Below are 15,977 nucleotides of genomic sequence, written 5' to 3' on the forward strand. Positions count from 1 at the left end.
TGCGCCCCCTTGCGCGCCGCGCACCCCGTTTTCAGTGAAATAGAGTCCTTTTGTGAACAACAGCGAATTTAGCAGCCTGAACCTCTCCCCCGCCCTGCAAGAGAACCTCGCCAGCCTGGGCTATCTGCAGATGACCCCGATCCAGGCCCAGAGCCTGCCCCTGGTTCTCGATGGCAAAGATCTGATCGCCAAGGCAAAAACCGGCAGCGGCAAGACCGCCGCCTTCGGCCTCGGCCTGCTCTCCCACCTCGACGTCAACCGGCTCGAGGTACAGGCGCTGGTGCTCTGCCCGACCCGCGAGCTGGCGGATCAGGTGGCCACCGAGATCCGTCGGCTGGCCCGCACCCTGCCGAACGTCAAGCTGGTGACCCTGTGCGGCGGCACACCGACCGCCCCCCAGTCGGCCACCCTGGGCTTTGGTGCCCACATCGCCGTCGGCACGCCGGGCCGGGTGCTCAAGCATCTGGAGCAGGGCACCCTGGATCTGGATTGCCTCAAGACGCTGGTGCTGGACGAGGCGGATCGCATGCTGGACATGGGCTTTGGCGAAGACATCAACCGGGTCATCGGCTATGCCCCGCACGAGCGTCAGACCCTGCTCTTCTCCGCCACCTACCCGGAGGGGATCGCCCGGATGAGCCGCGGCGTGCAGCGCAACCCGGTGGAGGTAAGCGTGGAGTCCCTGCACGAGGAGAGCGCCATCGAACAGAAGCTCTACGAAGTGCCGACCGGTCAGCGCCTCGACGCCCTCACCTGGTTGCTGAGCCACCATCAACCCGCCTCCTGCGTGGTGTTCTGCAACACCAAGCGTGCCTGCAGCGACGTGGCCGACCACCTGGCGGCCAAGGGCTTCTCGGCCCTGGCGCTGAACGGCGATCTGGAGCAACGGGAGCGGGATCAGGTGCTGGTGCGCTTCGCCAACGGCAGCGCCACCATACTGGTGGCCACCGACGTGGCGGCCCGCGGCCTCGACATCAAGGAGCTGGGTGCCGTCATCAACTACGAGCTCACCTATGACCCCGAGGTGCACGTGCACCGCATCGGCCGCACCGGCCGCGCCGGTCAGCAGGGTCTGGCCCTGAGTCTCTATCAGCCCAATGAAGCCCAGCGCGTCAACCTCATCGAGGAGTACCAGCGGGCCCCTATGCCCCTGGGGGATCTCGACGCCATCGGCCGCGCCGTCAAGCCGATTGCCCCGCAGATGGTGACGCTCTCCATCGATGCGGGCCGCAAGACCAAGGTACGGGCCGGCGACATCCTGGGTGCCCTGACCGGCGAGGGCGGCATTGCCGGCAGCGAGGTGGGCAAGATCCAGATCGCCGAGCAGTACTCCTACGTTGCGGTCAAGCAGGGCGTGGCCAAGGCGGCGCTCAAGCGACTGCAGGAAGGCAAGATCAAGGGGCGCAGCTACCGTGCCCGCAAACTGGGCTAAGGTTTTCTACATCCCCGGATCCAGACCACAGGCGCCTGACAGGCGCCTGTTTCATATAGTTCGATGCCGCCCTGCGGCAAGACAGGTGCCATGAGCCAAGCAACCCAGACCGATGTCAGCTGCCAGAACTGCGAGGCCTGCTGCTGCCGCCTCGAGGTGATGCTGTTTACCGATACCGGCGTGCCGGATCGCTATGTGGAAGAGCGGGAGGGAGAGGTGCCGGTGATGCACCGGCTGGAGGATGGCTGGTGCGCGGCGCTCGACCGCAACACCATGATGTGCCGTATCTACGAGGTGCGTCCGCTCATCTGCCGCGAGTTCGAGATGGGGGAACCCGACTGCCTCGACGAACGGGACAAGTGGTTTATCAGGCTCGAATAACGCGCTCCGAAGGGATCGCATCCCGACACTACCCCAAGCCTCCCTTCCGTCCTGGATCCTCGCCTCGCGATACCGCCTCCAATGTGGCAGCGAGGTAAGGATATAGCGTCAGAGCCCCCGCCCTTGCCCCGGCGAAAACCGGTCGTCATCCCTCGCGAAACACCGCAACCCGGCAACATTTAAGGACCCATATCGGCCCATTTTTGCGGTTGCAGTTAACAAAACGTTGCTGCTATCATCCGCGCCGACTCAAAACATTCCACCAACTGAAACCTTTTGGCATCCACCCGGGGACCCACGATGAAGCACCAAGACACCGCCTGTTACCAAAGGATCTGGCGCTGGCATTTCTATGCCGGCCTCTTCGTCGCCCCCTTCCTGATCCTGCTCTCCCTCACCGGCATCGTCTATCTGTACAAACCCCAGCTGGACAACCTCATGTATCCCGAGCTGATGAAGGTGACGCCCGCGACCCACTCCCTGAGTGCCGATGCGCTCCTGGCCAAGGCGCAGATCGCCATGCCGGATGCCAGCCTGCGCAAATATCTGCCCCCGGCGGCGGAGGACGCGAGCGCCCAGCTCATCGTCATGCGTGACGGCCAGGAGCTGACCCTCTTCCTGGATCCGGCCACCGGCGCCCTGCTCGGCACCATGGACAACAGGTGGAATCTGCAGGCGGTGGCCCGCGCCCTGCACGCGGAGCTGATGCTCGGCACCACGGGGGATCGCCTGATCGAACTCGCCGCTGGCTGGGGGATCGTGTTGCTCATCAGCGGGCTCTATCTCTGGTGGCCCCGCAAGGGGCCGGGGATGGGCGGCATCCTCTGGCCGCGCCGCAGCCAGCACGGTCGCCTCTGGTGGCGCGATCTGCACGCCGTGGTCGGCTTCTGGGGGGCGGGCTTCCTGCTGCTGCTGCTCTTGAGCGGCATGACCTGGACCGGCTTCTGGGGCAGCCAGTTCGCCGACCTCTGGAACCGTTTCCCCGCCGCCATGTGGAACGAGGTGCCCAAGTCGGCCCCCCTCGGCCGCAGCCTCAACCATGCCCACGAGCAGACCCTGCCCTGGGGGACCGAGACCCTGCCCATGCCGAGCTCGCAACCCCAGCCAGAGAGCCATGATCACAGCGCCATGGACCATGGCGGCGGACACGAGGGCATGGTCATGGCCAGCCACCGCATTCCGCTGCAACGGGTGGTCGACATCGCCACCGAGCGCCGGGTCAGCCCGGGTTACAGCATCACCCCGCCCGCCGGCGACACCGGCGTCTACACCATCGCCATCTTTGCCGATGATCCGCGCAACGACGCCACCCTGCACATCGACCAGTACAGCGGCGAGGTGCTGGCCGACGTGCGCTGGCAGGATTACAGCCCGCTCGCCAAGACGGTGGAGACAGGCGTCATGCTGCACATGGGCAAGATGTATGGCTGGCCCCACCAGCTCGTCATGCTGATCATCTGCCTGATGATACTGGCCAGCTCGGTGAGTGGGCTCTGGATCTGGTGGCGCCGCCGCCCCAGCGGCCGCCTCGCCGCCCCGCCCCTGCCGGCAACCCTGCCCCCCATGGGCGGTGCCATCGCCGTGCTGGTGGTGCTCGGGATCTGCTTCCCCCTGGTGGGCGGCTCCATGCTGGTGATCTGGCTGCTGGACAGCCTGCTCTTCGCTCGCCGTCGGGCCTCCCGACTGGCACGGGCCAGCTAGTCGCAGGCCAGGGTTAACGCAACCTGACGCACCCGCCAGCAAAAAGGCTCCCCTGCGGGAGCCTTTCTTCATTGCCAAACAAGGTCGCGACTCAGGAGAGCGCCAGCCCGATGGAGAGCAGCAGGCTGTAGAGGAAGGCGCTGATGGCGGTCTTCTTGAGAGCACCTGTCAGCACCTCACCATCGAAACTCTCTCGCAGTGTCCTGGCCGCATCGGTCAGCGGCTTCATGGCGGGCAGGAAGATCCAGGGCCAGACGCTGGCGGGCTGGGTCAGGATGAAGGCGATGGTGACCAGCAGCGCCGCCCCCAGCAGTACCCAGTGATAGGCGATGGCGCGGTTGCGACCCAGGCGCACCGCCAGGGTGATCTTGCCGCTGGCGGCATCGGTCTCGATGTCGCGCACGTTGTTGATGTTGAGCACGGCGGTGGCCAGCAGACCACAGGCGGTGGCTGGCAGCAGCAGGTCCCACGCCAGGCTATGGGTGAAGAGGTAGTAGGAGCCGAGCACCCCCAACAGGCCGAAGAAGAGGAACACCGAGATATCCCCGAAGCCGCGATAGCCGTAGGGGGTCTTGCCCACCGTGTAGGTGATGGCCGCGACGATGGCTGCGCCCCCCAGCAGGATGAAGGCCAGGATCTGCCGCCACTCCTCGCCAAACGCGCAGGCCAGCAGGGCCAGCCCGCTCACCACGGCCGCCAGGGCGGTCAGCCCCATGGCCACGCACATCTGCTTCTTGGTGATGAGGCCGGAGACCACGGCGCGCTGGGGGCCGATCCGCTCCCCGTTGTCGGCGCCGGAGACCGCATCCCCGTAGTCGTTGGCCAGGTTGGAGAGGATCTGCAGCAGGATGGCGGTCAGCAGAGAGAGACCCATGATGGTGCCATCGAAGGCACCCCGACTGGCTGCGAGCCCCGAGCCCAGCAGAATGGAGGAGCACGCCAGGGGCAAAGTTCGCAAACGCGCCGCCAGCAACCAAACAGAGAGGGTATTAGTCATATTGTGATGGCCAAACGATCGGATATTGATCGTGTTAAGGGTTATCGAACCGGATTTAGGTATACTTGGCTCCGTGGGGGCTGGGCTCCCTCGGGCAATTTACATGGAAGAATGGGCAGATAATATATAGGAAATCATCGCCCTTTGGCATCAACCTGCGCCATCCTCCCCCAGAGCGAGCGCGACTATCCGGCTCAGACAAGACATCCATGTTGGCTCAGACCCATCTCAAGCAACAACTGGACGCCCTGCGTCACAGCAATGTCAGCGGTTTCGTGCGCCTGCGCGTGGCGGCCAGCGTCGACGCCTTCCCGGGCTGGCTGGCGGCCCAGACCCTCTACCCCCGTATCTACTGGCAGGCCAGAGGGCAGCAGAGCCCGGAGTATGTCGCGCTCGGCGCCATCCATGAGCTGACCCGGCCGGAGGAGATCCAGCGGGTCTGCGATCTCGCCGCCGCCGGCAGCGAAGACAGCCCCCGCTATTACGGCGGCCTGGCGTTCGACCCGGATCAGCCGGGCTGGCAGGGCTTCGGTCCCTGCCGCTTTGTGCTGCCCCGCGTCGAGCTGGTGCGCCGGGGGGAGTGCACCAGCCTGTGTCTCAACCTCTGGCTGCCCGACCCGGCCCACGGCGCCGAGTTCGAGGCCGAGCTGCAGGCGGCCGAGTCCGCCCTCGATGCGCTGCAACCTGAGGCCCCCCTGCCTGTGCTGCAGAAGCGGCCATGGCAGCGCCGGGATGTGCCGGGCCAGGCCCAGTGGCAGACCCTGGTGACGCGGGTGACGGATCCCGGCTTCCAGGCCCGCACCCCCAAGGTGGTGCTGTCGCGGGAGAGCCTGCTCGAAAGCGAGCAGAAGGAGGCCCCCCTCTGCCCCTGGTCCCTGCTGACCCAGTGGGCAAGCCTGGCCCAGGAGTGCTTCCACTTCGGCTTCCAGTTCTCCCCCGAGCAAAGCTTCATCTCCTGCTCCCCCGAGCGCCTCTACCGCCGGGAGCGCGGCCACCTCTTCACCGAGGCGCTGGCGGGCACCATTCGCCGCTCCGGCGACGAAGCGACCGATGCGGCCCTGGCCGCCGAGCTGCTGGCCGACAACAAGAACCGGCTGGAGAACCGGCTGGTCCACGCCGACATTCTCAACCGTCTGGCCCCCCTCACCACCGATGCCACCCTGACCGAGCCGCGCATCCTGAAACTGCGGCTGCTGCAGCACCTCAAGTGCGACATCGAGGCCGAGCTCAAGCCCGGCGTGTGCGACTGGCAGCTGCTGGCCGCGCTGCACCCCACCCCCGCCGTGGGTGGCGCCCCACGGGAGGCGGCGCTCGCCTTCATCCGCGAGTTCGAACCCTATGATCGCGGCTGGTATGCCGGTGCCTGCGGCATGCTGAGCCGGGAAACCTCGGAGTTTGCGGTCGCCATTCGCAGCGCCCGGATCAGGGGGCAGCGCATCAGCCTGTTTGCCGGTGCCGGCATAGTGGCGGGCTCGGAGCCTGCCGCCGAGTGGGCCGAACTCGACAACAAGATCGCCAACGTGCTCTCCCTGTTGGGATAGCGTTTCTCACCGTTTCCTCACTGCGAGAGCCCCATGTCCGCCAGCCAAGTGTCCGCGCATCCCGCCTTTGCCAGCCACCATGCCACCTTCAACCACGTCTGGTCCTCCCTCTTGCTGGAAGAGCTCTATCGCCTCGGCGTGCGCGACATCGCCCTGGCCTCCGGCTCGCGCTCGGCGCCGCTCACCATGGCCGCCGCCGCCCACCCGGGGTTTCGCCGTCACCTGCATTTTGACGAGCGGGGTCTGGGCTTCATGGCGCTGGGGCTGGCCAAGGGGAGCGGTCGCCCGGTGGCGGTGATCATGACCTCGGGCACGGCGGTGGCCAACCTCTGGCCCGCAGTGGCCGAGGCCCAGCTGACCGGCGTGCCGCTCATCATTCTCTCCGCCGACCGGCCACCCGAGCTCATCGACAACGGGGCCAACCAGGCCATCGACCAGCAGGGGATCTTCGGCCGCTACCCCGTCCACCAGCAGAACCTGCCGAGCCCCACCCCTAGCATCCCGGCCGCCTTCGTGCTGAGCTCGGTGGATCAGGCGCTGGCCCGGCAGGCGCATACGCCGGGGCCGGTACACTTCAACTGCATGTACCCCGAGCCCCTCTATCCCGGCGATGCCTACCTGGACTTCTCCGCCTATCTGGCCCCCCTCGGGGACTGGCTCCACTCGAGCGAGCCCTGGAGTCCCTGGCAGCAGAGCGAACAGCACTGCCCCCGTCAACCCGACTGGGACAGCCTCACCGGCAGGCGCGGCGTCATCGTCGCCGGGCGCATCCAGGATCCTGCGCAAGGCAAGGCGGTCGCCGCGCTGGCCGAGCGGCTCGGCTGGCCGCTGCTGGCGGACTTGCAGAGCCAGATCCGCTTCGACACCCGCAATCTGGTGCACACGGACCTCGCCCTGCAGAACAGCGGCTTCGTGACCGAGCTGGCCCGCGCCGAAGTACTGCTGCAATTTGGCGCCCGCCTCATCTCCAAGCGCCTCGGCCAGTTCATCAAGCAGCACCCCTGGCAGGATTACTGGCTGGTGGATCCGCAGCCGGCCCGGCTCGACCCCGACTACCGGCTGCGCCGGCGCCTGGTGTGCGAACCCGACGCCTTTGCCGCAGCCCATCCGGTGGCAAATCCGCAGCAACCCTGGCACAGGCTGGCGGAACGCCAGCAGGGCATCAGCCAGCAGATCCGGGCCGCCTGCGATCGCTTCTCCGAGCTCGGGGTCTGCCATCGCCTGAATCGGCTCATTCGGGGCCAGCTGTTTGTCGGCAACAGCATGCCGGCCCGGCTGATGGACATGCTGGGCGAGGCGGGTCACGGCCCCAGCCGGGTGATGACCAACCGCGGCGCCTCCGGCATCGACGGTCTCATCGCCACCGCCCATGGCTTCGCCCAGTCGGTCCGGCCGGACAGCGACGAGCCCACCACCCTGCTGCTCGGGGATCTCAGCGCCCTGCACGACCTCAACAGCCTGGCCCTGCTCGGCAAGGGGAGCCACCCTATGGTGGTGATCCTGCTCAACAACGACGGCGGCAGCATCTTCCGCATGCTGCCGGTGCCGACCAAAGACGCACTGCTGGAGACCTACTACTGCCTGCCCCACGGCCTGCACTTCGAGCACGCCGCCGCCATGTTCGGCCTGCAGTACCGGGCGCCGACCACCCTCGCAGAATTTGAACGGGACTACGCCGCTGCGCTGCAAAGCGGGGTTACCCTGATTGAAATCAAGGTGCCGAGCAGTGAAGTCGCCGAGGATCTCAAGGCGCTGGGAGCGGCTATCCGTGGCGTCTAACGCTGACCGGCCAGTCCTGGTGCTGCTGCACGGTCTGCTCGGCGACGCCGACGACTGGCAGCCCGTCATCCGGGCCCTGCCCGATGTCGAATGCCATCCCCTGGATCTGCCGGGCCACGGCCGCAACCGGGCACTGCGGGTGAGCGGCTTTGACGAGGCCCATCGCTGGCTCTGCGACGAGCTCGCCGCCCGTGGCATCCGTCGCTACCGCCTGGTGGGCTATTCCCTGGGTGGACGCCTCGCCCTCTATCACGCCAGCCAGTCCCCGGCGGGGCTGCAAGCCCTGCTGCTGGAGAACTGCCATCCCGGCCTGCCCGCCGGGGAGCGCGCCGCGCGCCTGGCCCACGACGAGGCCTGGGCCCGACGATTCGAGAGCGAGCCCCTGACAGAGGTGCTGGCAGACTGGTATCTGCAAGGGGTGTTCGCCGATCTGGACGACGCAGCCCGGGCCCGTCAGGCTGCCCGGCGCCTTGGCAACGACGGCCGGGCCGTGGCCGCCATGCTGCGGGCCACCTCCCTGGGCAGGCAGCCGAGCCTCGCCCCCTGGCTCGGGGAAACCGGGCTGCCGGTGTGCTGGGTCTCCGGCAACCGGGATCACAAATTCCATGGCCTGGCTTGCCAGCTGGTAAAGCAAGGCTGCAATATCAAACACTTGGCTCTGGAAGGCGGGCACAACCTGCACGCCGGCCAGCCCGATACCTTTGCCCGGCTCCTGCGGGAGTGGGTCAACCAACCAGAAGAGAAGATCCATGATTGAAGCGATGACGGAAGCCGAGCTCTACGCCCCTGTCGAGTGGCAAGACTGCTCCGCCGGTTACGAGGACATCCTCTATCACAAGTCCCGGGATGGCATTGCCAAGATCACCATCAACCGTCCCCAGGTGCGCAACGCCTTCCGCCCCCGCACCGTGAAGGAGATGCTGCAGGCCCTGGCCGATGCCCGCTACGACGATCAGGTGGGCACCATCATCCTCACCGGCTTCGGCGAGCAGGCCTTCTGCGCCGGCGGTGACCAGAAGATCCGTGGCGACTACGGTGGCTACAAGGATGATGAAGGCACCCATCACCTCAACGTGCTCGACTTCCAGCGCGACATCCGCACCTGCCCGAAACCCGTGGTGGCCATGGTGGCCGGCTACGCGGTCGGTGGCGGCCACGTGCTGCACATGATGTGCGACCTGACCATCGCCGCCGACAATGCCCAGTTCGGCCAGACCGGCCCGAAAGTGGGTTCCTTCGACGGCGGCTGGGGTGCCTCCTACATGGCGCGCATCGTCGGCCAGAAGAAGGCCCGCGAGATCTGGTTCCTGTGCCGTCTGTATGACGCCAAGCAGGCCCTCGACATGGGGCTGGTCAACACCGTCGTGCCGGTCGCCGAGCTGGAGCGTGAAACCGTGCGCTGGTGCCGCGAGATGCTGCAACACAGCCCGATGGCGCTGCGCTGCCTGAAGGCCGCCCTGAACGCCGACTGCGACGGCCAGGCCGGGTTGCAGGAGCTGGCGGGCAATGCCACCATGCTGTTCTACATGACCGAAGAGGGTCAGGAAGGGCGCAACGCGTTCAACGAGAAACGCCGTCCCGACTTCTCCAAATACAAGCGGAATCCCTGATGACACTCGCCCTCTATCGCTACCAGCTGCCCTTTACCCAGCCCCTGACCTTTCACGGCAAGGTGGAGGTGGCGCGAGAGGGCCTGCTGGTGCGCATCGGCAACGGCTGGGGGGAGATAGCCCCCCTGCCCGGCTTCTCCAGAGAGACCCTGGCCGAGGCCGAGGCGGAAGCCCTCGACTGCCTCGCCAGGCTGGCACGGGGGCAGACCACGGCCCCCCGGCTGCCCTCGGTGCAGTTCGGCCTGGACTGCGCGCACCGTCACTGGCCCGAGCAGGGCGCCCCACTGCCCGAGCCCTATCCGCTCATTCAGGGCTCTCCCCAGGAGCTGCTCAAGAACTGGAAGCAGTGGCTGCACGAGACGCCCCTCAAGGCCAAGCTCAAGGTGGCCCGCTACCCCATGCGGGACGAGCTGGCCCTGATCCGCCTGCTGCTCGACAGGCGCCCCAATCTCAAGCTGGTGCTGGATGCCAACCAGGGCTGGACCCGCGAGGAGGCCTGGGCCTTCTGCGGCCACCTGGATCCGAACCGGATCGAATATCTGGAAGATCTCTGCGCCGACTTCGAGGACATCGCCTTCGTCGCCAGCCGCACCGGCATGCCGGTGGCGCTGGACGAGCTGCTGGCCCAGGGCAAGGCCTGGGAGCCCATCCCCCAGCTGCGCGCCCTGGTGCTCAAGCCGACCCTGCTCGGGTCCCTGACCCGCTGCGAGGCCCTGGTGGCCCGCGCCCGGGAGCTGCGCCTCAAGGTCATCGTCTCCTCCTGCTTCGAGTCCGGAGTGGGTCTGGGCCAGCTCGCCCGCCTCGCGGGAGAGTGGGCACCGGATCAGGCCCCCGGCCTCGACACCCGGCGCTGGCTGGCCGGGGATCTGCTGGACCCGCAGGGTCAACCCGATCCCGGCAAGATGGAGCCCCTGTTCCACCGTGACTGACCGGAAAAGCCTGTCGCCGGAGCCTCACCCCGTCGAACCCTGCCCGGTACGCCACTGGGCACGGGTTGCACCCGACCGCATCGCCCTCCACGGCGCCTCTCATCCGGATTTGACCCTCGGCTACCGGCAGCTGGATGCACGGCTCAACGCCCTGTGCCAGCAGCTGGAACAGGCGGGCTTGAAGGCCGGAGACCGCCTCGCCGCCGTGGTGCGCGGGGCCCTGGAAGATGTCCTGCTGGCCTGGTCCTGCGTGCGCACCGGCCTCGTCTTCTGCCCCCTCAACCCCGCCTTCCCCGTTGCCAGGCAGGCCGAACTGGCGCGCCAGCTTGACGTGGCCGCCTGCTGGTCGGCTGGCGAGATCCCGACCGGCCCCTGGCAGGCACTGCGGCTGGACTTCACGGCCGAGCAGGAGATGGACGAGGAGCCCGTCTGGCTGGTGCCGGCGCGGCTCAACAACATGATCCTCACCTCGGGCTCCAGCGGCACGCCCAAGGCGGTGGTACACCGACTGGCGAACCACCTGGCCTCGGCGCGGGGGTCCACCAGCCAGATCCCGCTCGATGAGCGCTGCGGCTGGCTGCTCTCCCTGCCGCTGTTCCACGTCGGCGGCTACGCCATCCTCTTCCGGGTCTTCCTCGCGGGGGCCGCCCTGGTGCTGGACGATCGCGGCCGCCCCCTCGGGGAGCGGCTCGAGCGCCAACCCATCACCCACCTCTCTCTGGTGCCAACCCAGCTCTGGCGCCTGCTGGCGCAGGGGTTCGATCCCGCCCGCACCCGATTGCGCGAGCTGCTGCTCGGGGGCGCCGCCATCCCGGCGCCCCTGGTGGCGCGGCTGACCGCCATGGGGCTGGTACCCAAGGTGAGCTACGGCCTCTCCGAGATGGGCAGCCAGGTCTGTACCGGCCAACCCGCCGGGGCCGGCGTGGTGGGCCTGCCCCTGCCGGGGCGGGAGGTCTGCATCCGTCAGGGGGAGATCTGCGTGCGCGGCGAGACCCTGTTTGCGGGCTATTTCAGGGACGGCGCGCTGGCGCTGCCCCTCGATCAGGACGGCTGGTTCCACACCCGGGACAAGGGCTACCTCACCACAGGCGGCGAGCTGGTGGTGGAGGGGCGCCTCGACAACCTCTTCATCTCCGGGGGAGAGAACATCCAGCCCGAGACCATAGAGCAGCGGCTGGTGGATCACCCCGCCGTGGCCCAGGCCCTGGTGGTACCGGTGCCGAGCGAGGAGTGGGGCCAGCGCCCCGCCGCCTTTATCGACTGGCACGGCGAACCTGTCCCCCCTGCCGAGCTGGCCGCCTGGATCAGACTGTCGTTACCCGGCTTTATGGTGCCGGACCAGTGGCTCCCCTGGCCGGATCTCGGCGGCAACCTGAAACCCTCCCGCACCCTGCTGGCCGCGCAGGCCAACGACTCTTCCCACTGAGACGCTGGCATCGATTCCCAAGGGTGGCCATGGCCGCCCTTTTGATTGGAGGATGTTAAGCGGGACAGGATCAAGCAGTTAGCCACTCCCGTCATGCGACAACCTCTGCCCGAGTGACTCCCTTCACCGCCATCAGACCTGACGCGCCGCGGCAACTTGTAATAGAATGGCCCCCTGTCATCTCTTACTTCAGACCCGAACCGCACCGCGCATGAAGAAGTTTGCCAAGATCCTGCTCGCCTGCCTCTGCCTGTTGCTGGCCTTCGCCGCCGCCCTGCTCGGCTACAGCGAGTGGACCGTCTCCGACGCCCGTCACTACACCTATGACGACGTCGATGCGGTGCCCTACAACCGGGTCGCCCTGGTGCTCGGCACCTCCAAATACCTGATCGGCGGCAGCCCGAACCACTACTTCAAGTACAGGATCAAGGCCGCCGCCGAGCTCTACAACAACGGCAAGGTGGACTACATCCTGGTCTCCGGCGACAACGCCACCGTGCAGTACAACGAGCCGCGCCAGATGCGGCGAGCCCTGATCCAGGCCGGCATCCCGGCCAGCGCCATCTACAGCGACTACGCCGGTTTTCGCACCCTGGACTCCATCGTCCGGGCCAAGGAGGTATTCGGCCAGAGCCACTTCACCGTGGTCTCCCAGGCCTTCCACAACGAGCGCGCCATCTTCATCGCCCGCCACTTCGGCATCGAGGCGGTCGGCTTCAACGCCGTGGATCCCAGCGCCTACCAGGGCATCAAGACCCGGGTACGCGAGGTGTTCGCCCGCCTGATGGGACTGCTCGACCTCTACGTGCTGGACAAGGGGCCCAAGTTCCTCGGCGAGCCCATCGTCATCGGCGCCCCCGCCCCCTGCCAGTCCCTGAGCACCATAGGGGCGAGCCAGCCCTGCCTGCCCCCGCCATCCCGGGTGCCGGCAACCGATCCCGCCGCCAGCGTATCAACCAGCGGCGCCGTGGCCACCAGTGCGGCCACCCAGGCCATTGCCCCCGCCAGCGGCGCGACCCCGACCAGTGCCACCAGCCCCACCAGTGCGGCGGCACCGACCAGCGCGACCGACTGATCCCCGAGCCCAGCAAATGAAGAGACCCGCCGATTGGCGGGTCTCTTCATTGGGTACGTCAGGCACATCCGCCAGCTTTATGCCAGCGCCCCACGGTAGCGCCGCGCCACCTCGGGCCAGTCGATGACGTTGTAAAACGCGGCAATGTAGTCGGGACGCTTGTTCTGGTACTTGAGGTAGTAGGCGTGCTCCCACACGTCCAGCCCCAGGATGGGCACCAGCCCGTCCATCAGGGGGCTGTCCTGGTTGGCGCTGCTCACCACCTGCAGCTTGCCCGTCTCGTCCACCACCAGCCAGGCCCAGCCACTGCCAAAGCGACTCAGGGCCGCCTGGGTGAAGGCCTGCCTGAAGGCCTCCTGCCCGCCCAGATCCCGCTGGATCGCCGCGGCCAGCTCACCCGTCGGCTCACCGCCCCCTTGCGGACTCATCACCTGCCAGAACAGGCTGTGGTTGGCATGGCCGCCACCGTGATTGCGCACCGCCCCCTGCACCGCGGCTGGCAGGCTGTCGACGCTGGCCAGCAGGGCCTCCAACGGCAGGGCAGCCAGCTCCGGCAGATCGGCCAGGGCGGCATTGAGGTTGGTGACATAGGTCTGGTGATGGCGGCTGTGATGGATCTCCATGGTCAGCGCGTCGATATGGGGCTCCAGGGCGTCATAGGCATAGGCATAGGCAAGGGCGGGCAGGGTATGGCTCATGTTCGTTCTCTCTCGTGTTGGATTCAATGCAGTTGATGGGCGGGCCCGGCCTGGCAGTGGCATTGACCCAGGCAATGCTGTATGCCGTCGTGGTGACCGTGCCTGCGCACGAAGGCAAGCAGCTCGGTGCGGGTGCTGCGGCTGTGACGCTGGGCCGCAGCCCGCAGCACCTCGGAGCTCGCGGGAGACTGGCTGGTGGCAAGCAGGCAGTCGTGGATGTGGCACAGCAGATCGGCCGCCCGCTCTGGCAGCGTCATGGCCACCAGCAGATCCGCCAGGTTGTGGTGGGCCACCACCAGGGCTGCCACTGCCTCGTCGGCATCCGGCCAGCTGGCAAACTGCTGGCGAGCCAGCCACAGGGCCTGCTGGTAGCAGTCGAGCGCCCTGGCGTGCTCCCCCGCCTCGAAATGGCGGTTGCCACTCAGGGTCTGCCCCTTCCAGTGCGCCATGCTGCTGTCCGCCTCCGTGGTGCCGATCCACCCCTTCACCCAGGTTCCCGTCATGATTTGACCACTTAAATGATAATAATTATTATTTAACTTGAACTGGTCATGAACACAAGATCTGGTTGGCGCCACCGCCTCGCCCATATGGGGAGGAGGTTCCCACAATGCCCGGTTTAGTGATCCCATCCACAGATGCATTTGAGTTCGCATACCATGCTGGTGACACTGGCATGATGCCGGTCGCTGCCGGATGGGCAGCCGATTTTCACAAGGACGGTGAAGATGAAGAGATGGCTCTTGATGCTCTTGTGCACCCTGCCCATGCTGGGGCAGAGCGCGGGTTATACCCAGACCCGCTACCCCATAGTGCTGGTGCACGGCCTGTTCGGCTTTGACCGGCTGCTGGGGGTCGATTACTTTTACGGCATTCCTCAGGCCCTCACCCGGGACGGTGCCCGGGTCTTCGTGGCCCAGGTCTCCGCGACCCAGAGCTCGGAGCTGCGCGGCGAGCAGCTGCTCAGGCAGGTGCAGCAGGTGCTCGCCATCACCGGGGCTGAGAAGGTGAACCTCATCGGCCACTCCCACGGCGGCCCCACCATTCGCTACGTCGCCTCGGTCGCCCCCGAGCTGGTCGCTTCCGCCACCAGCGTGGGGGGGGTCAACCAGGGCTCTGAAATCGCCGACCTGGTGCGCGCCAAGGTGGCGCCGGGTTCGGCGGCCGAGCAGCTGGCGGTGGCCGCCGCCTCGGCACTCTCCGGGGTCATCTCCCTGCTCTCCGGAGGTGCCGATCTGCCCCAGGATCCCCTCGCCTCCCTCGACGCCCTGACCAGCGAAGGTGCCCGGCGCTTCAACCAGCGCTACCCGGAAGGGCTCCCCGACCAGCATTGCGGCGAGGGGCCCATGCTGGCCGCCAACGGGGTCTACTACTTCTCCTGGAGCGGGCGCGGCAACATGACCAACATCCTGGATCCGGTGGATCCGGCCCTGGCGCTGACCGGCACCTTCTTCGGCGAACCCAATGACGGCCTGGTGGGGGTCTGCAGCAGCCATCTCGGCAAGGTGATCGGCACCGGCTACCGGATGAACCACCTGGACGAGGTGAACCAGTCCTTCGGCATCCACCACCTGTTCGACACCGATCCGGTCAGCCTCTATCGCCAGCATGCCAACCGGCTGCAGGGGCTGGGGCTATGAGAGGCCTGCTGCCAGGCGCCCTCGCCCTGGGTGCCCTCCTCCTGGGAGGCGTCCTGTTCTGGCCTGCCCCCGCCCCCGACCTGGCAGCGGCCCCGGAGCGCGGTGCCCTGCGCCACCAGCTGGCCCAGCGCCTCGCACAGGGGGAGACGGGGGAAGAGGATCCGCTGCTTGCCCGCTACCGGCAGTTTCTGCGGGCTGAAGGGGGGCTGACCGTGCCGACGGATCCCGGCCTGGCCAGCCTGCAGCAGCTATTTGACGAACGGGAGCGGCTACGCCGGCAACACTTCAGCCCGGCCGAGCAGACCAGGCTGTTTGCCGAGGATCGGCTGATGGAGCAGTGGACCATGAAGCGCAAGGCGCTGGCGGAGGCGGACGATGCCGACAAGGGACCCCTGAGCCAGGAACTCGCGCTCTGGCTGGCAGAGCAGCCCCAGTGGTTTCAGGAGGCGGAGGCCAATGGCCGTCTGCTCGGGGATCTGCAGCGCCTGGAGCAGGCGCCCCCGGCCGAGCGGGATGCCGTGTTGCTGGAGCGGCTCGGCCCCGAGGCGGTGGACAGGCTGCACCAGCTCGCCCAGAGCCAGCAGCTGTTCGAGCAGCGTCTCACGGGCTATCTGGCGGAGCTGGCCCCCCTGCCTGCCGAGGCGCGGGCCAGCCAGCAGCAGGAGATACTGGCGCGCTGGTTCGAACCCGGTCAGTGGCGACGGGTGGAGGCCCTCACCCGGCTCAAGCTGGGCGAGTCATCGGCGCAATGAAAAGGGGCCCACACCC

Annotated in this window: 15 protein-coding genes; 12 read left to right on the top strand and 3 right to left on the bottom strand. The window is 67.2% G+C overall.

The genetic code is table 11. The annotated features are described in order from the left end of the window. Positions 1 to 52 precede the first annotated feature (52 nt). The 3 genes from dbpA (at position 53) to I6L45_RS04285 (ending at position 3,514) form a co-directional block, all read left to right on the top strand. Positions 53 to 1,432 carry an ATP-dependent RNA helicase DbpA gene (gene dbpA, locus I6L45_RS04275; protein ID WP_216983528.1) on the top strand — a complete coding sequence of 460 codons (1,380 nt, stop codon included), beginning with the start codon at positions 53 to 55 and terminating at the stop codon, positions 1,430 to 1,432. A gap of 90 nt (positions 1,433 to 1,522) precedes the next feature. Then, positions 1,523 to 1,813: a YkgJ family cysteine cluster protein gene (locus tag I6L45_RS04280; RefSeq protein ID WP_043757207.1), complete on the top strand. Its 291-nt coding sequence runs from the start codon at positions 1,523 to 1,525 to the stop codon at positions 1,811 to 1,813. A gap of 300 nt (positions 1,814 to 2,113) precedes the next feature. After that, positions 2,114 to 3,514 carry a PepSY domain-containing protein gene (locus I6L45_RS04285; protein WP_216983529.1) on the top strand — a complete coding sequence of 467 codons (1,401 nt, stop codon included), beginning with the start codon at positions 2,114 to 2,116 and terminating at the stop codon, positions 3,512 to 3,514. Between the two features lie 91 nt (positions 3,515 to 3,605). Here I6L45_RS04285 and I6L45_RS04290 read toward each other — a convergent pair whose 3' ends face one another. Continuing rightward, a complete protein-coding gene (locus I6L45_RS04290; protein WP_216983530.1) occupies positions 3,606 to 4,511 on the bottom strand; it encodes a 1,4-dihydroxy-2-naphthoate polyprenyltransferase in 906 nt (301 codons plus the stop codon). 209 nt (positions 4,512 to 4,720) lie between these two features. On the opposite strand from I6L45_RS04290, the gene I6L45_RS04295 reads away from it, so the two are divergent. The 7 genes from I6L45_RS04295 (at position 4,721) to I6L45_RS04325 (ending at position 12,871) form a co-directional block, all read left to right on the top strand. Next, positions 4,721 to 6,052, top strand: coding sequence for an isochorismate synthase MenF (locus tag I6L45_RS04295; protein ID WP_216983531.1), 1,332 nt, complete (start codon positions 4,721 to 4,723; stop codon positions 6,050 to 6,052). A 33-nt stretch (positions 6,053 to 6,085) separates the two neighbouring features. Then, the gene (gene menD / locus I6L45_RS04300; RefSeq protein WP_216983532.1) at positions 6,086 to 7,831 is read left to right on the top strand and encodes a 2-succinyl-5-enolpyruvyl-6-hydroxy-3-cyclohexene-1-carboxylic-acid synthase; all 1,746 of its coding nucleotides are present in this window, start codon (positions 6,086 to 6,088) and stop codon (positions 7,829 to 7,831) included. Then, entirely contained in the window at positions 7,821 to 8,588 is a 768-nt protein-coding gene (gene menH, locus I6L45_RS04305) for a 2-succinyl-6-hydroxy-2,4-cyclohexadiene-1-carboxylate synthase (protein ID WP_216983533.1), read from the top strand. Before menD ends, menH begins: the two co-directional genes overlap by 11 nt. A 4-nt stretch (positions 8,589 to 8,592) precedes the next feature. Beyond that, a complete protein-coding gene (gene menB / locus I6L45_RS04310; protein WP_197068469.1) occupies positions 8,593 to 9,441 on the top strand; it encodes a 1,4-dihydroxy-2-naphthoyl-CoA synthase in 849 nt (282 codons plus the stop codon). Then, a complete protein-coding gene (gene menC, locus I6L45_RS04315) occupies positions 9,441 to 10,370 on the top strand; it encodes an o-succinylbenzoate synthase (protein WP_216983534.1) in 930 nt (309 codons plus the stop codon). The genes menB and menC overlap by 1 nt, the downstream gene beginning before the upstream one ends. After that, complete coding sequence (locus I6L45_RS04320; RefSeq protein ID WP_254204369.1) at positions 10,363 to 11,796, top strand: AMP-binding protein; 1,434 nt, start codon at positions 10,363 to 10,365, stop codon at positions 11,794 to 11,796. Before menC ends, I6L45_RS04320 begins: the two co-directional genes overlap by 8 nt. 166 nt (positions 11,797 to 11,962) lie before the next feature. Continuing rightward, positions 11,963 to 12,871: a vancomycin high temperature exclusion protein gene (locus I6L45_RS04325; protein WP_216983535.1), complete on the top strand. Its 909-nt coding sequence runs from the start codon at positions 11,963 to 11,965 to the stop codon at positions 12,869 to 12,871. 77 nt (positions 12,872 to 12,948) lie between these two features. On the opposite strand, the gene I6L45_RS04330 is transcribed toward I6L45_RS04325, so the two are convergent. Both I6L45_RS04330 and I6L45_RS04335 read right to left on the bottom strand, forming a co-directional pair. Next, positions 12,949 to 13,569 carry a superoxide dismutase gene (locus I6L45_RS04330; RefSeq protein ID WP_216983536.1) on the bottom strand — a complete coding sequence of 207 codons (621 nt, stop codon included), beginning with the start codon at positions 13,567 to 13,569 and terminating at the stop codon, positions 12,949 to 12,951. Between the two features lie 23 nt (positions 13,570 to 13,592). Then, complete coding sequence (locus tag I6L45_RS04335) at positions 13,593 to 14,018, bottom strand: hypothetical protein (protein ID WP_216984171.1); 426 nt, start codon at positions 14,016 to 14,018, stop codon at positions 13,593 to 13,595. A 279-nt stretch (positions 14,019 to 14,297) separates the two neighbouring features. Between I6L45_RS04335 and I6L45_RS04340 the strand changes: the two genes are divergently transcribed. Both I6L45_RS04340 and I6L45_RS04345 read left to right on the top strand, forming a co-directional pair. Beyond that, entirely contained in the window at positions 14,298 to 15,209 is a 912-nt protein-coding gene (locus tag I6L45_RS04340) for a triacylglycerol lipase (RefSeq protein ID WP_216983537.1), read from the top strand. Next, positions 15,206 to 15,961, top strand: coding sequence for a lipase secretion chaperone (locus I6L45_RS04345; RefSeq protein WP_216983538.1), 756 nt, complete (start codon positions 15,206 to 15,208; stop codon positions 15,959 to 15,961). The genes I6L45_RS04340 and I6L45_RS04345 overlap by 4 nt, the downstream gene beginning before the upstream one ends. Positions 15,962 to 15,977 lie beyond the last annotated feature (16 nt).

Source organism: Aeromonas sp. FDAARGOS 1415 (genome assembly GCF_019048365.1).
In the GTDB taxonomy this organism is placed as follows: Bacteria; Pseudomonadota; Gammaproteobacteria; order Enterobacterales; family Aeromonadaceae; genus Aeromonas; species Aeromonas taiwanensis.

Excerpts from the sequence above, each read along its gene's own strand:
- I6L45_RS04340 (WP_216983537.1), top strand. The coding sequence starts at position 14,298 with ATGAAGAGATGGCTCTTGATGCTCTTGTGCACCCTGCCCATGCTGGGG.
- menC (WP_216983534.1), top strand. The coding sequence starts at position 9,441 with ATGACACTCGCCCTCTATCGCTACCAGCTGCCCTTTACCCAGCCCCTG.
- I6L45_RS04330 (WP_216983536.1), bottom strand. The coding sequence starts at position 13,569 with ATGAGCCATACCCTGCCCGCCCTTGCCTATGCCTATGCCTATGACGCC.
- menD (WP_216983532.1), top strand. The coding sequence starts at position 6,086 with ATGTCCGCCAGCCAAGTGTCCGCGCATCCCGCCTTTGCCAGCCACCAT.
- menB (WP_197068469.1), top strand. The coding sequence starts at position 8,593 with ATGACGGAAGCCGAGCTCTACGCCCCTGTCGAGTGGCAAGACTGCTCC.
- I6L45_RS04295 (WP_216983531.1), top strand. The coding sequence starts at position 4,721 with ATGTTGGCTCAGACCCATCTCAAGCAACAACTGGACGCCCTGCGTCAC.
- I6L45_RS04345 (WP_216983538.1), top strand. The coding sequence starts at position 15,206 with ATGAGAGGCCTGCTGCCAGGCGCCCTCGCCCTGGGTGCCCTCCTCCTG.
- I6L45_RS04325 (WP_216983535.1), top strand. The coding sequence starts at position 11,963 with ATGGCCCCCTGTCATCTCTTACTTCAGACCCGAACCGCACCGCGCATG.
- I6L45_RS04335 (WP_216984171.1), bottom strand. The coding sequence starts at position 14,018 with ATGGCGCACTGGAAGGGGCAGACCCTGAGTGGCAACCGCCATTTCGAG.
- I6L45_RS04285 (WP_216983529.1), top strand. The coding sequence starts at position 2,114 with ATGAAGCACCAAGACACCGCCTGTTACCAAAGGATCTGGCGCTGGCAT.
- I6L45_RS04280 (WP_043757207.1), top strand. The coding sequence starts at position 1,523 with ATGAGCCAAGCAACCCAGACCGATGTCAGCTGCCAGAACTGCGAGGCC.
- I6L45_RS04290 (WP_216983530.1), bottom strand. The coding sequence starts at position 4,511 with ATGACTAATACCCTCTCTGTTTGGTTGCTGGCGGCGCGTTTGCGAACT.